Origin of the sequence: Mycolicibacterium pallens (assembly GCF_019456675.1) — a bacterium.
Classification (GTDB): Bacteria; Actinomycetota; Actinomycetes; order Mycobacteriales; family Mycobacteriaceae; genus Mycobacterium; species Mycobacterium crocinum.
The window spans coordinates 5,046,949-5,060,513 of record NZ_CP080333.1; the positions used below are offsets into that span (position 1 = coordinate 5,046,949).

Below are 13,565 nucleotides of genomic sequence, written 5' to 3' on the forward strand. Positions count from 1 at the left end.
CGCCTCAGAGCGCGAAGGCTTGCGGTGGCCCAGACAGCGTTGCCTTGGCCCGCTGCCCGATCGCGTCGGCGATCTCGATATCGCCTGCTTCCAGCCCATCGAGGGCCAGCTCGACGAGGGCGGCCGGTTCGGTGACCGCGCCGTCGGGGAACTCGATCCCGGCACTCCGCGCGAAGTCAAGCAGCGTCTCGGTGCCGATGAGTCCGGGCATCAGACCAACGACTTGCGTTCCCTGACCGGCCAATTCGACTCGAACGCCGTTCGTGAGACCCCACTCGGCCGACTTGGCGGCAGCGTAGGCGGTGTTGCCGTCCACAGTGAGCCACGCGGCCGCCGACAGCACGTTCACGATGGCACCGCCGCCGTTGCGCGCGAGAACCGGCGCGAACGCCCGGATGACGTTCAATGTGCCGAAGTAGTTCGACTCCATCACCCGCCGAACGGCCTCCAAATCACCCGTCACCAGGTTGCCGCCCGCGGTGTCGGCGGCGTTGTTGATCAGAATGTCGACGTCGCCGGCGATTTCGGCGGCAGACCGCACCGAGACGGGGTCGAGGATGTCCAGCCGCAGCACCTCGGCGCCCGGGATATCGACGAGCTCGGGCCGTCGGGCCGTGGCGTACACCTTGGCCCCGCGGCGGAGCCGTTCGGTCGCGAACTGCGCGCCGATACCGCGATTGGAGCCGGTGACCAAAGCTGTGGAACCTGCCAATTTCATGTGCCCTCCGCGTGATTCGGGGTTCAAGATAAGTTGACCGGTCGGTCACATTGATTCACTCACTGTAGGCAGAAGATGACCGAGCGGTCAACTTGCTAGCATGCGAGCGTGACCTCATCCGCTCGTGGCTTGCGTGCCGACGCCGCACGTAATCGCGAGTCGCTTCTGGCTGCGGCCGAAGAGGTGTTCGCCGAGCGCGGCGTGGAGGCTTCGGTCGCGGATATCGCCCGTCGCGCCGGAGTGGCCAAGGGCACGGTGTTTCGGCACTTCACCTCCAAGGAAGACCTGATCGCCTCCCTCGTCTGCGAGCACCTGGTCACCCTCACCGACGCCGTGCACCGGTTGGCGGAGGCAGAGGATCCGGGTGCGGCCCTGCTGGAATTTCTCACCATTGCAGCCGACCAGCGACGCCAGCACGATCTGACCTACCTGATGACCTACAGCGCGAATGACGCCAGGGTGGTGGCGATCCGCGACGAGGTGCATGCCGGCGTCGACATGCTCGTGGCCAACGCCCGCGCCGCCGGCGTGATCCGCCCCGATGTCACCGGGACCGACGTCTTCCTACTGATGTGCGCACCGGTGCACGTGATAGACGGTCTTTCCGATCCGCCGCCCGACCTGTGGCGCCGCTACCTGGCGATCATCTTTGACGGGTTACGCCCGGAAGGCGCGAGCGCGCTGCCGCTGCCTGCGCCCGAATTATCCTGAGGCCCAGGGCTGACCGCTACTTCACCGTCTGGCGGTAGGCCGCAACCACCGGCTCCAGCTCGTCGGGAGTCGCGCCGTGCAGGATCACCGCGTCGGCGCCGTAGTCGAACTCCTTACGGATCCGGTCGACGCACTCACTTGCGGATCCGGTCGCCGACGGTTCGAGCCACTCGTCGGGAATCAGGGTGGCGATGTGCTCGATCTGCTCGGCGGTCGCCTTGTGATCGATGCCGCCGCCGACGGACTGCACCACCGAGTCGGCGCGGAAGCGTTCCAGCACAGTGGGATCCCAATTGTTCGTCGACACCAGCAGATCGCCGTAGCCCTGCAGATACGTGGCCAGCCGCGCGACGGTCTTCTTCAGCCGCAGCTCTTCAGGTAGGTGATCACCAACGGTCGCGAAGCACGACCACACCCGCACGCTGGCCGGGTCGCGGCCGGCCTGCTCGGCGGCATCCTTGACGGTTTTGACGCTGCGCGCCAAGGTTTCCGGCGTGAAGTACGTGTGCAGGCTGACATCGTCGAACTCCCGGCCGCCCAGCTTCAGCGTCTCCGGTCCGAAGGCGACGATCGCCAGCCTGATGTCCTCGTTGAAGTCCGGATCGAGGAACAGCACCGGATACTTGCCAAGCGGCCCTTCATGATTGAAGATCAGCTCGCCGTGCCACAGCCGCCGCATCACCTGGGCGAAGTCTTCCATCTGCGCGGTGGTCACCGGCGGGATTCCGAACGCCCCGTAGATCGCCGCGATCCCGCGGCCGATGCCGAGCGTGAACCGGCCGCCGGAGAGCCGATGCATCGTGGTGGCCCACGAGCCGGTGATCAGCGGATGCCGGGTGTTGTGATTCGTTGCCGCCGTGGCGATCTGCATGCGACTGGTGACTGCGAGCGCCGCACCGACCAGCGACGACGCCTCCTTGACGTTCCAGCGCTCGGAGATAAAGCCGGTGCCGAAGCCCAATTCCTCACCACGGCGGGCCTCGTCCATCAGAGTGGCCGGACCCTCGCCGCCGGCACCGGCCAGCAGGTAGTAACCGAGTTCGTCGAGAACACGTTCAGACGTCACGCCCACACTCCTTGTTTGTACCCGCAGTTCCAGACCTCGGTGATCCGGCCGTCGATCACCCGGAAGATCTCCATGCTGCCGATGTCGACCCGCGTGCCGTCCTTCAGGGTCATCGGTGACTGGTAGACGATCGCGACGTGCTCGCCGTCGTCGCCGGCCACCACCAGATTGAGGTCGAACCGGATTTCGTCGAACATCTCCAGGTGGTCGACGACCCGCTTGACCGCCTCCTCGTGGGTGAGCACCACTGCCTCGCCGACCTCGTGACGAATCACGCTGTCGCCCAGCAGTTCCTCAGCCAATCCGACATCACGGGTGTTCCAGACCACCAGGTTGTAGGCCTCGACGACCTCGCGTGCCGTGCGGCTCATCCGAACACCTCCAGTGCACCGATCTCCGCGATCGTAGCGACGGCTCGGTCAGTCAGCGTCAGGCACAGATCGCGCGACCGCTGCGGCAGCGCATCCCAGCCGATCAGCGTGATGACGGGCAGCACGATCAGAAAGCCGGTCGCGAGCCGGTAATGTCGCCATGCCTCGTCGAACGAATAGCCGACGGTACCGAGGTCATCGAGGTAACCGCGCAGCAGCGCCTCATCCTGGCCGCGGCGGGTATTGGTGGGTAATCCCTGGCTGACCAGATACGCGATATCGGCCGCCCCGGCACCGACGCAGGCGAACTGGAAGTCCACCACCTTCATTCGGTCACCCGAGAAGAACATGTTGTCCGCGCGGATGTCGCCGTGCAACAGCATCGACCGCTCGGTCAGCCCGTCGAGCGCCGTAACAGCATGCTCGGTGAACCGCTCCGCAAAGCGCGCAACGGCCTCCGGCACCGGCTGAGCGGAGTGCGCGCGATAGATGTCCCATCCCGGTCCGAAGGCCGGAACCAACAGGTCACGGACCGCCGGCATGTCGAATTTCGGAAACAGCTGCAGCGCTGGGGCATTCGACGGCTGGACCGACCAGGCGTGTAGGCCGGCCAGTTGCTCGATGCACAGCCGGGCCCGTTCGATGGACAAGCCGGCCAGGTGGTCGGCGTTATCCCAGGCCTGCAGGTCCTCGAGTAGCAGCACGAAATCCGCGGAGTCGTAGGCCATTCGGGCGGTATAGACGCGTGGGGTGCCCATCGGGGCGCGGCCGGCGATCTCGCGATAGAACGCCAACTCTCGTCGGTAACCACCCAGGAGTTCCATGGCTCCCCGGGCTTCCGATTGCGCCGCGAGTTTGGCGATCACCGTCGCCGGGACGCCATCACCGGTCAGGTGCAACCGATACAGCAGCGACGAGAACCCGCTGTCCTGGGCGATCTGCTCGGCGACCACATCGGTGACGGTCGCGCCCAGCGCGTCGGAGAGCCACGCCGGGTCGACGGCATCGATACCTGACGGCACCGCTGCCGTCGCTGAAGTCACCCTCGCAAGATAGTTGTCGCCTGTTTAATATGCAAGGGTGCCCACTCCTGCACGCGGCTTGACGCAACCCGAACGGGTCGAGACCTCGCGACGGCGGTTGATGGAGGCTGCCGCGGAGTTGATCGTCGAGAAGGGTTGGGAGGCAACGACGGCCGCCGAGATCGGCCGGCGGGCGGGATACAGCCGCACGATGGTGCATGCCCGCTTCGGCGGCAAGGAGGCGATCCTCGAGGACTTCCTTCAGGAGTATGTCAGCAGGTTGAGTCCGGATCTCCTGCCGCAGGCGACGGGTATGGACCAGGTACTCGCCCACATCGACCGGATCCGCGACCTCTACGCGCACGACCGCGACGTGCTGCGCGCGATGTTCGTCTCCACGTTCGAGGCGATGAAGACCACGTCTCCACTTCGCGAACGGGTCCAGCAACAGCTGGCCGAGGGCGTCGCCAATCTGGTCGACGGTCTACGAAAAGGCCAGCGCGACAGGTCTGTTCGTCCGGGTATCGATCTGGACCGAGCAGTCAGTGATATCACCGCCGCGTTCTTCGGCCTGGCGTTCCAGTGGGTCGCGCTCCCGTCGGGGTTCGACCTCGACACCGAGCTGGTGCACGCGCGCGAACGAATCCTGCGAGATTACGGCGTCTGAGCCAGCGCACGCAGGAACTGCTCGGTCCGCGCCTGCACGGCGCCCGAAAACAGGTGCCCGACATGCCCGCCGTCGTGCCAGTACAGCTCTCCGCCCCAGCGTTCGTGCATGGCCAGCGCACACTGCCGGTAAGCCATCTGGTCATGCCAGGCACCGACGATCAGCCGCCGGTCGGCAGGTGGCAGCGGGTCCAGGGCGAGCGGATCGATCACCGAGGTGAGGTCGGAGACGATATCGGATCCCATTGCCGCGCTGACGATATCGGCCGTTGATCCCCAGCGGTGCAGATGCCGGGCGATCATTCCGTTCAGACCCAGGATCGGCGTGTAGAGCGCGACAGCGTCTACCCGCGCGTCCAGACCGGCGACCAGAGCCGCGACCGCACTGCCCAATGACAGGCCGGACACCGCGATCCCCGACGAGTCCGGCTCGATCCAGCCGATCACGGCGCGGACCTCCGAGACCGCCCGAACCATGCCCGCGACGTTGGCGACCGGGTCGGTTCCGGGATACGCCGGCCAGCGGTCGCGCCGCGGTCCATGCCCCGGCTGCACCGGCAGGGCAACGTTGAAGCCCAGCTCACGGTGAATCCGTCCGACTCTGGCGACCAGGATGTCAGACATGCCGCCCTGACCCGCACCATGCACCCACACCAGCCAGGGCCGCGGCCCGTCATCATGCCGGAACAGCACCACCTCGGCACCGGCCGGGCCGTCGTGGCCGTCGGCCAGCGGGGAGACCAGTCGCGGGTGATGGTCGTAGCTCATCCGCTCATAGGACAGCACACCGGCCCGTACCGGTCGAATCACCTTGACCTGCAATGGCTCCGGGTCGCGATGCACTCCGGCCACCCCGAGCGCCGCCAGCTCGGCCGCCACTGCGGCGTACTCCTCGACCGGCCGGTCCATCTTCGGTGGCGAGGACATCAGGGTCATCCCGGTGACCACCAACTCGTCGAGCGCTACCTCGGACACCTGACGTATCCCGCGCACGGACAGTGGGTTCCAGTCCTCGGCACGCAACGCCGCCACCGACCGCGGCAGCACGCCGCCGAGCTGGGTGGCGAGGCGATGCGCACTGCTGAGCCGCATGCGATCAGGCCAGCTTGAAGCCGACGTATCCACCGTCGGCGATCTCGTCGCAGCGGCGCCGGTACTCGGGGATGCCCGCCGTGTAGCCCATGTACATCCGTTTCTTGCCTGGGGCGTTCGCGCCGTTGTACCACGAATTGCAGCTCGGATGAACCAGAACGGTCGGTGCCACAAGGGAAGTGGTGTGCTCGATCCACTCCTGCTGCGCCTGCGGCAACGCGTCGATGGTGCGGTAACCATTGCGCTTCAGATAGGCGATGCAGTCACCGATCCATTCGATGTGCTGTTCGAGCGCGGTGACGAAGTTCGTCGCCGCTGACGGGCTACCCGGGCCTTGCACGGTGAACAGGTTGGGAAACCTGGCGACGGCCAGACCGAGGTAGGACACCGGACCCTCGCTCGCCCAGACGTCGCGCAGCAGGACGCCGTCACGCCCGCGCACGTCGATGCGGGTCAGCGCGCCGGTCATCGCGTCGAATCCCGTGGCGTAGATGATCACATCGAGGTCGTAGTGCTGAGCTGACGTGGAGATACCGTCCTGGTCGACGGTACGGATCGGATCCTTGCGCAGATCGACCAGCGTGACGTTGTCGCGGTTGTAAGTCTCGTAGTAGCCCTGGTCGATGATCGGCCGCTTGCAGCCGAAAGGGTGGCTGGGCACCAGCGCCGCGGCGGTGTCAGGGTCGTCGACGATCCGCGCGATCGCCTCGCCGTAGAGCGCGGTAGCCATCCGGTTGGCCTTGATGTCGAAGAAGATATCGCCCCAGTTGAGCGCACCCATCACTCCGCGCTCCTCCACGGCGCGCAGTTGCTCCTCCCGGCTGGCTGTCTTGGTCGGTGGGCTGACCAACATGTCGATCAGCACCGAGAACGCCGAGAGCCGTGCCGCACCGACCGGATGTTGGCGCTGCGCCTCCCGGATCTCGCCGTAGTTCGCCTTCATCTCGTCGAGCTCGCCGGCCTCGAACCGCCGCACTTCCCACGGCAACGTGAACGCCGGTGACCGCTGAAAGACGAACAGCTGCTCCACTTCCCGGGCGATCACGGGGATCATCTGCACACCGGTCGACCCGGTGCCAATGACGCCGACCCGCTTGCCGGAGAGGTCGAATCCGTTCTCAGGCCACCGGCTGGTGAACAGCGACTGGCCGGCGAAGGTGTCCATGCCGGGGATGTCGGGTTCCAGCGGAACCGACAAGATGCCGGATGCGGCGACCACGAAGGGGGCGGTGAACGTCTCCCCTGTGTTCGTGTGCAGCGTCCAGGTCGCCGTGTCCTCGTCGAACGTCATCGCGGTGACGTCGGTGTTGAAGCGGATATCACGGCGCAGGTCGAGCCGGTCGGCGACGAAGTTCAGGTACGCCTCGATCTCGGGCTGGGCCGGCATGGTCTCGGTCCAGACCCACTCCTGCTGGATCTCGTCGGAGAAGCTGTACGAATACTCGATGCTCTCGATGTCGCAGCGGGCGCCGGGGTAACGGTTGAAGAGCCAAGTGCCGCCTACTTTTTCAGCCTTCTCCAGTACCTGCGCCCGCAGCCCGAGCTGCCGCAGCCGATGCAGCATGTAGAGACCGGAGAACCCTGCTCCGATCACGAGTACGTCAGCACTATCCATCCGGAGGACCCTTCTCTTCACCGCACGGCGGATGCTACTGTAACTCTTACAGTATTGGAGGCTAATGCGGTACACACTGGAGTATCCGAGCGAACTGCCGACCGCACCCGACGACTTCCTCGTTCCCGACGTGATCCGCGATGTCGTGATGAGCGCCGAGGCCGCGGGGTTCTCCGCGATCGCGCTGTCCGAGCATCCTGCGCCGTCTCTGAAGTGGCGCCGCAACGGCGGCCACGACACCCTCGACCCGGTCGCGGCGCTGAGCTTCATGGCTGCGGTCACCACCGACATCAAGTTGATGACCAACCTGTTCGTGCTCCCGTTTCGCAACCCGTACCTGTCCGCGAAGGCTCTGGGCACCCTGGACATCCTCTCGGCAGGCCGGCTGATCGCCGGCGTGGGAGCCGGGTATCTGCGCTCTGAATTCGCCGCGCTCGGCGTCAACGTCGACGACCGCGCCCGACTGCTCGACGAAGCCCTGGCCGCGCTTCGGTCCATCTGGACCGAGCCCGAAAAGCCGGTCAGCCGAGCCGGATTCACGGCCACCAGCCCGATGTGGCTTCAGCCACCCGTGCAGCGGCCACATCCGCGGATCTGGATCGGCGGCAATACGGCGGCCGCGGCGCGCCGCGTCGTCGAATACGGCAGCGGCTGGATGCCGCTGATCGCACCCGCGGGAATGGCATCGGCAGTCGGCACGGTTGCGCTCGAGGACGCCGCCGCGTTCGGCGCGCGGTTGGGCCGCCTGCGTGAGGCTCTGGCCGAGGCCGGGCGGGACCCGGAGTCCCTTGACGTTCAGGTGATCTGCCCGTGGATCGATCTGGATGACGGTGCCTCGGTGCGGCAGGCGCAGGACACGTTGAGTGAGCTCGCCGCACACGGCGCGAACTAGGCCGTGGCCCACGTCGAGGCGCCCACCCCCGCTGCGGCCGTCGAGTACATCGCGGCGTTCGGCGAAGCCGTCATCGCGGGTGATCTGGTCTCTAGTAGTGGACAAGGAGGTGCCGAGTGAAAGTTCCCTTCACCTGGAAGGTCACCGGCTGGTTCATGATCGGTTGGTCGGCGGAATACGCGGTGGGAGATGTCCGGCCGCTGCGCTACTTCGGTGAGGACCTGGTGATCTACCGTGACTCCACCGGCGAACTGCACGTGTTGGAGGGCCACTGTAAGCACCTCGGCGCGCATATCGGGCACGGCGGCACCGTGGTCGGCGACTGCGTCGAGTGCCCGTTCCACGGTTGGCGGTGGGGACCCGACGGCGCGAACACCTACATTCCCTACCAACCCGACCGGCCCAACAAGGGTCTGCGTCTGCGGACCTACCCGGTTCAAGAGCAGCACGGCTGCATCTTCCTGTGGCACCATCCGGCCGGCGAGCCGCCGCGGTGGGAGCTTCCCGACATGTTCACCAAGTTCCCCCAGTTCACCGCGGCCCCCGACGAGTACTACCGGCCGTACCCGGAGTTCTCCCGCTTCGCCGAGAACGAGCCGGTGCATCCGCAGATCGTGGCCGAAAACGGCCCGGACAGTGCGCATTTCCACTACGTCCACAAGGCGACGGTCACGCCGGTGTGCCTGGAATGGGAAGCGATCGACGAGGAGTGGCGGTTCCTCACCGGCTGGCCGGACGCCCGCAGCGACGACCCGAACAAGATGGCGCTGCGCATTCATAGCCACTTCTCCGGGTTGGGTTTCGCGATCAGCGCGTTCGAAGGCTCGTCGAATCACCGGCTGATCTTCGCCTGCACACCTGTCGACGACGAGGTTTCCAATATGTTCTATTCGATCTGGTGGCCGCGAAAAGCCGGGGACACCAGTGACATTCCACCCGACGACGTTCGCGAGCGGGTGGAGAAGCAATACCTCGGTACCGTGTGGGACGACCTCGAGATCTGGCGTTACCAGAAGTATGTCGAGCACCCGGCGCTGGCCAAGGTCGACGCGAAACCCTATATGGCGATGCGTAAGTGGGCGTTGCAGTTCTACGACGTATCGACCGCGGCCCCGGTATGAAACCCGAACTCGTAGACCCGGCCCACACCGTCGTCGTCACGCAGGAGTTGCAAGGCGCGGTCGTCGGACCCGACGCCGGGCTGGCGGCATTGGCCCGCGAAGCAGAACGGGAAGCACTGCCCAACATCGAGCGACTGTTGCCCGTCGCACGCGCTGCCGGGGTGACGGTGGTGCACTGTCTCGTGCAACGGCGGCCCGACGGCCTGGGCTCCAACCACAACGCCAAGCTGTTCGCGATCGGCGCCGGCGGAGTGGATATCGCGCCGGGCAGTCCCGGTGCCACGCTGCTTCCCCAATTCGGGCCCGCGCCAGAAGATCTCGTGCTCAGCCGCTGGCATGGGCTGGGCCCGATGGGCGGCACCGACCTCGACGCGATCCTGCGCAACCTCGGCGCGACCACCATCGTCGCGGTCGGGGTGTCACTGAACGTCGCGATCCCCAACCTGGTGATGGACGCCGTCAATGCCGGTTACCGTGTGGTCCTGCCACGCGATGCGGTGGCCGGCGTGCCCACCGAGTACGGGACGGCCATCATCGACAACACCTTGGGCCTGCTGGCGACCGTGACCACAACAGAACATCTGACCGCGGTCTGGTCTAGCATGAGTTCGTGAAATACCTGGTCACAGCGGCGGCTGCCATTGTCGGCGCCGCGGTGCTGGCCGCCACGGCGCCGGCCAACGCCGCGCCCGATTCCCCGAGCGGCGGCACCGCTCATTCCGCACCCGCGCCGGCCGCTCGGGACACGCCGGCGCTGTCACGGTCGGAGCTGTCCGCGATCGTCCAGCAGCGGGAAGCGGCACTGCGGGCTCAGTTACGGGCGTTGCAAAACAGAACCGAGAACATCGACGTCACGCATATGTTCGACATGCAGCTGCTGATGAGCCAGTTGTCCCAGTTGTCGGAGATTCCACCGGGTTTGGTGTCCGGCGCCAACGGAGGGGTGGCGTCGCCGGCCCGCGGCGGGCAACGCTAGCCCTGCGGCGTCACGCCCCGAGTGCCGGTCCGATCGTCGTGTTCCACGACTCCTGCATCTCCGACTCGAACAACCCCCAGGTGTGTGAGCCCTCCGGACGGATGACGTAGTGAATCGGGACGCCGGCGGCCGCGGCCGCATCGGCGAACCGCTTGGTGCTGTCGGCGACGATGCGCTCGATGAAGCCACCCGCGATGTTGGGGCCGAAGCCGGGAGGGAGGCGGTCGACGTCACCCACGCCGCCGCTCTCCGACGCCGCCGCATACACCGCAACGCCTTTGAGCCTTGGCGCGTTCTTCGACGGATCGTGTTGCACCCACACCGGACCACCCAGCGGACCCCACATGGCTTCCGCGCTCTGGCCGCCGCCCGACAACGTCAACGAAATGTTTTGTGCCTCATCCGGATCGGACACCGAGGGAAATCCACTGTAGGAGCCGACCGCCTTGAAGACACCGGGTGCCTGGATGGCGTAGTCGATGGCGGTACCGCCCGTGCTGGACAAGCCGCCGACGCCGTTCTTGCCGTTCGCGTGATACTCCTTGTTGATCAGCGGCGGCAGTTCTCGCGTCATGTAGGTCTGATACTGCTTACTGCCGTCCGCCACCCAGTCCGTCCACCAGCTGAAAGCACCGCCCAGCGGGGAGACGACGTTGACGTTCTTGTTGGCGAAGAAGCCTTGGATGTCGGTCATCCCGAACCAGGCTTTACCTCCGGGCGGGATCGTGCCTCCAGGATCCAGATCGTTACCGCCGTCGATCCCCGGCAGCAGGTAGAACGTCGGGGCACCGGAGCGCGGCGCCTTGAACACGTCGTTGACGATGACCGTGTTCATCGCGGGCGAGTACACCGACACCTTGTCCCAGCGGTCGTTGACGTGCTGAATGTCGGTGATGTAGGCGCCCTGGCCGGGGTCGGCATGGGCGACCGGCGCCGCGAAGGCGGGCAGGAGAGCCAGCACAGCGACTAGCCGAAGCCAGCTCGAACGATGACTGCGAGATGTGATCACTGGGCTCCTTGGTCGTCAGACGGGGTCGCGAGCGGATCCAAAACGCGTGCGTCAGCGCACACAAGTACGGAACTTTGCCTGAGCATCACCAACAGCGCAGGCCAATTAACGGAAAATGCATGGGCGGTTTACACCTGTTGCTCACTGATTCGTTTGCTGGGGAGGCTCCGAGGCTGTACCAACAGGAATCGTGTACGCTACTGTAATTATTACAGTAGGTCGCGAGCAGAGGGGCAGCCGTGGGAAGCCAAACCCAGGACACCGACGCCGTCGTGCCACAGCTGCCCGCGGGCTACCTGCGTGACCCCTACCCCTTCTTCGCCGAGATGCGCCGCGGACCGGGAATCTTTCGCGGCACGGTCATGGACTACTCCAAGACGCCGGAATCGCTTCGCCCGAAACAGGAGTACGCGGCGGTGTCGTTCGATGCCGTGAACAAGGTGCTGCGCGACGGGAGGGTGTTCAACTCCAAGATCTACGACTCAACGATCGGCCTGTTCATCGGCCCGTCGTTGCTGGCAATGGAAGGCAAGGTCCACTGGGATCACCGCAATCTGGTCTCGGCGGCCTTCAAGTCGAAGTCGTTGGCGCGCTGGGAGCCTGAGGTCGTGCGGCCCATCGTCAACGGTCTGATCGATGAATTCATCCGCGACGGGCACGCCGACCTGGTGAAGGCGTTCACGTTCGAGTTCCCCACCCGCGTGATCACCCGCCTGCTGGGACTGCCCGAGGAAGACCTCCCTACGTTTCGCCGCCGCGCGGTTCAACTGATCAGCTATGCGGTCAACTACGAGAAAGCTTTCGAGGCCTCGGCCGCGCTCAAGGATTACTTCCTCGAGCAGATCGACAAGCGCCGCTCGAAGCCGACCGATGACATCATCGGCGACCTGGTGAGCGCGGACATCGACGGCGAGAAGTTGTCCGACGAGGCGATCTACTCGTTCCTGCGGCTGCTACTTCCCGCCGGTCTGGAGACCACGTACCGGTCGTCGAGCAACCTGTTGTACCTACTACTGACTCACCCCGACCAGTTCGCGGCGGTCCAGGCCAATCGCGACCTGCTCGCGCCGGCCATCGAAGAGGGCCTGCGCTACGAGACACCGCTGACCACGGTGCAGCGATTCGCGACCGAAGACAGCGAAGTGGAAGGTGTTGCGATACCCGCGGGTTCGGTGATCGACGTGTGCATGGGCTCGGCCAACCGCGATGCGAACCGCTGGCCGGACTCCGAGGCGTTCGACATCTTCCGCAAGCACACGCCGCACATCACGTTCGCCGCGGGCGAGCACACCTGCATGGGCCTGCATCTGGCACGGATGGAGACCCGGGTGGCCATGGAGTCGCTGCTCGACCGGCTGACGAACATCACGCTCATCACCGACGACGACCCGCACATCCACGGTCAGCCGTTCCGGTCACCGACCGCACTGCCGGTGACCTTCGACGCCGTCTGAGGATCACCCCTTCCAGGGTTTGGTCTTTACGTATCCCCCTGCGTCGATCCGCATCTGCGTTCCGGTGATGTAACGGGCGTCGTCACTGGCCAGGAACACCACGGCGGCCGACACGTCGTACGGCTCGATGTATGGCACCGGCATCGCCTGCATCGCCGGGAACGACAGCTCGGCGTCGTCGCGGGTCGGGGACGCCAGGTCCGGCCGAAACACCCGGTACATGCCCTCGTTGTGCAGCATGTCGGTGTTGACGTTCGTCGGGTGCAGCGCGTTTACCCGAATCATCCTCTTGGCCAACTGAACTGATAGGTCGTTGACGTAGTGCGCGACCATCTGCTTGGCCAGGCTGTAGGCCGAGCCACCGGGGCCCTGGTTGGTGGCGCTGCCCAGTTGCGCGGCCAGCGAACCGGTCGCGATCACCGAGGCACCGTCGTTGAGGTGCGGCATGCTGGCCTGGATCACGTTGAACACCCCGACCAGGTCGGTGTCGATGGTGTCCGACCACGATTGCAGGGTCTGCCCCTTACCCATCGGGCAGATACCCGCATTCGCGACGACGATATCGAGGTGGCCCATCTCCTCGACAGCATCGGCGATCGTCTGCCACACCGCGCTACGCTCACGGACATCGCAGATCGCCGAGAAGCACCGCGCACCTTCCTTTTCCACGAGCAGGGCCGTCTCGTCGAGGTCCTCCGGGCGCGCCAGCGGATAGGTGTTGCCCTCGAGATCGGCGCAGATGTCGAAGATGATGACATCGGCGCCCTCGGCGGCCAACGCGATCGCATGTGACCGGCCCTGTCCTCGCGCAGCTCCCGAGACGACGGCAACCTTGTTGTCCAACTTGCCCAT

15 protein-coding genes are annotated in these 13,565 nt (G+C 65.6%); 7 read left to right on the forward strand and 8 right to left on the reverse strand.

Annotated elements, in window-relative coordinates:
• Positions 1-4: 4 nt before the first annotated feature.
• Positions 5-718: an SDR family NAD(P)-dependent oxidoreductase gene (locus K0O64_RS24575; RefSeq protein ID WP_071949200.1), complete on the reverse strand. Its 714-nt coding sequence runs from the start codon at positions 716-718 to the stop codon at positions 5-7.
• A gap of 108 nt (positions 719-826) precedes the next feature.
• Between K0O64_RS24575 and K0O64_RS24580 the strand changes: the two genes are divergently transcribed.
• The gene (locus K0O64_RS24580) at positions 827-1,429 is read left to right on the forward strand and encodes a TetR/AcrR family transcriptional regulator (protein WP_071949199.1); all 603 of its coding nucleotides are present in this window, start codon (positions 827-829) and stop codon (positions 1,427-1,429) included.
• A gap of 16 nt (positions 1,430-1,445) precedes the next feature.
• Here the strand turns inward: K0O64_RS24580 and K0O64_RS24585 are convergent, their stop codons facing one another.
• Genes K0O64_RS24585 through K0O64_RS24595 form a run of 3 tightly spaced genes read right to left on the reverse strand, consistent with a single transcriptional unit; the run spans position 1,446 to position 3,909 of the window.
• On the reverse strand, positions 1,446-2,495 hold the full coding sequence (locus K0O64_RS24585) for a TIGR03857 family LLM class F420-dependent oxidoreductase (RefSeq protein WP_425574843.1): 1,050 nt from the start codon (positions 2,493-2,495) through the stop codon (positions 1,446-1,448).
• Positions 2,492-2,866 carry a nuclear transport factor 2 family protein gene (locus tag K0O64_RS24590; RefSeq protein ID WP_071949197.1) on the reverse strand — a complete coding sequence of 125 codons (375 nt, stop codon included), beginning with the start codon at positions 2,864-2,866 and terminating at the stop codon, positions 2,492-2,494. Before K0O64_RS24590 ends, K0O64_RS24585 begins: the two co-directional genes overlap by 4 nt.
• The gene (locus K0O64_RS24595) at positions 2,863-3,909 is read right to left on the reverse strand and encodes a phosphotransferase (RefSeq protein ID WP_071949196.1); all 1,047 of its coding nucleotides are present in this window, start codon (positions 3,907-3,909) and stop codon (positions 2,863-2,865) included. Before K0O64_RS24595 ends, K0O64_RS24590 begins: the two co-directional genes overlap by 4 nt.
• Positions 3,910-3,946: 37 nt before the next feature.
• On the opposite strand from K0O64_RS24595, the gene K0O64_RS24600 reads away from it, so the two are divergent.
• Positions 3,947-4,555 (forward strand): TetR/AcrR family transcriptional regulator, encoded by a 609-nt coding sequence (locus K0O64_RS24600; protein WP_071949195.1) that lies wholly within the window; start codon positions 3,947-3,949, stop codon positions 4,553-4,555.
• On the opposite strand, the gene K0O64_RS24605 is transcribed toward K0O64_RS24600, so the two are convergent.
• Together K0O64_RS24605 and K0O64_RS24610 are read right to left on the reverse strand one after the other, a co-directional pair.
• Positions 4,543-5,646, reverse strand: coding sequence for an alpha/beta hydrolase family protein (locus K0O64_RS24605; protein ID WP_071949194.1), 1,104 nt, complete (start codon positions 5,644-5,646; stop codon positions 4,543-4,545). The two genes, K0O64_RS24600 and K0O64_RS24605, sit on opposite strands and share 13 nt — an antisense overlap.
• 4 nt (positions 5,647-5,650) lie before the next feature.
• Complete coding sequence (locus K0O64_RS24610) at positions 5,651-7,261, reverse strand: flavin-containing monooxygenase (RefSeq protein WP_220045823.1); 1,611 nt, start codon at positions 7,259-7,261, stop codon at positions 5,651-5,653.
• Between the two features lie 64 nt (positions 7,262-7,325).
• On the opposite strand from K0O64_RS24610, the gene K0O64_RS24615 reads away from it, so the two are divergent.
• From K0O64_RS24615 to K0O64_RS24630, 4 genes are all read left to right on the forward strand, one after another.
• Entirely contained in the window at positions 7,326-8,153 is an 828-nt protein-coding gene (locus K0O64_RS24615; RefSeq protein WP_096312270.1) for a TIGR03619 family F420-dependent LLM class oxidoreductase, read from the forward strand.
• Between the two features lie 116 nt (positions 8,154-8,269).
• Positions 8,270-9,274 carry an aromatic ring-hydroxylating oxygenase subunit alpha gene (locus K0O64_RS24620; RefSeq protein WP_071949192.1) on the forward strand — a complete coding sequence of 335 codons (1,005 nt, stop codon included), beginning with the start codon at positions 8,270-8,272 and terminating at the stop codon, positions 9,272-9,274.
• Positions 9,271-9,888, forward strand: a complete 618-nt coding sequence (locus tag K0O64_RS24625; protein WP_071949191.1) for a cysteine hydrolase family protein — start codon at positions 9,271-9,273, stop codon at positions 9,886-9,888. The genes K0O64_RS24620 and K0O64_RS24625 overlap by 4 nt, the downstream gene beginning before the upstream one ends.
• Positions 9,885-10,250, forward strand: a complete 366-nt coding sequence (locus tag K0O64_RS24630; RefSeq protein WP_096312271.1) for a DUF5407 family protein — start codon at positions 9,885-9,887, stop codon at positions 10,248-10,250. Before K0O64_RS24625 ends, K0O64_RS24630 begins: the two co-directional genes overlap by 4 nt.
• A 10-nt stretch (positions 10,251-10,260) precedes the next feature.
• On the opposite strand, the gene K0O64_RS24635 is transcribed toward K0O64_RS24630, so the two are convergent.
• Positions 10,261-11,211, reverse strand: coding sequence for an alpha/beta hydrolase (locus K0O64_RS24635; protein WP_083542833.1), 951 nt, complete (start codon positions 11,209-11,211; stop codon positions 10,261-10,263).
• A 287-nt stretch (positions 11,212-11,498) separates the two neighbouring features.
• Between K0O64_RS24635 and K0O64_RS24640 the strand changes: the two genes are divergently transcribed.
• Positions 11,499-12,713 (forward strand): cytochrome P450, encoded by a 1,215-nt coding sequence (locus K0O64_RS24640; protein ID WP_225933538.1) that lies wholly within the window; start codon positions 11,499-11,501, stop codon positions 12,711-12,713.
• 3 nt (positions 12,714-12,716) lie between these two features.
• Here K0O64_RS24640 and K0O64_RS24645 read toward each other — a convergent pair whose 3' ends face one another.
• The gene (locus tag K0O64_RS24645) at positions 12,717-13,565 is read right to left on the reverse strand and encodes a mycofactocin-coupled SDR family oxidoreductase (protein ID WP_096312272.1); all 849 of its coding nucleotides are present in this window, start codon (positions 13,563-13,565) and stop codon (positions 12,717-12,719) included.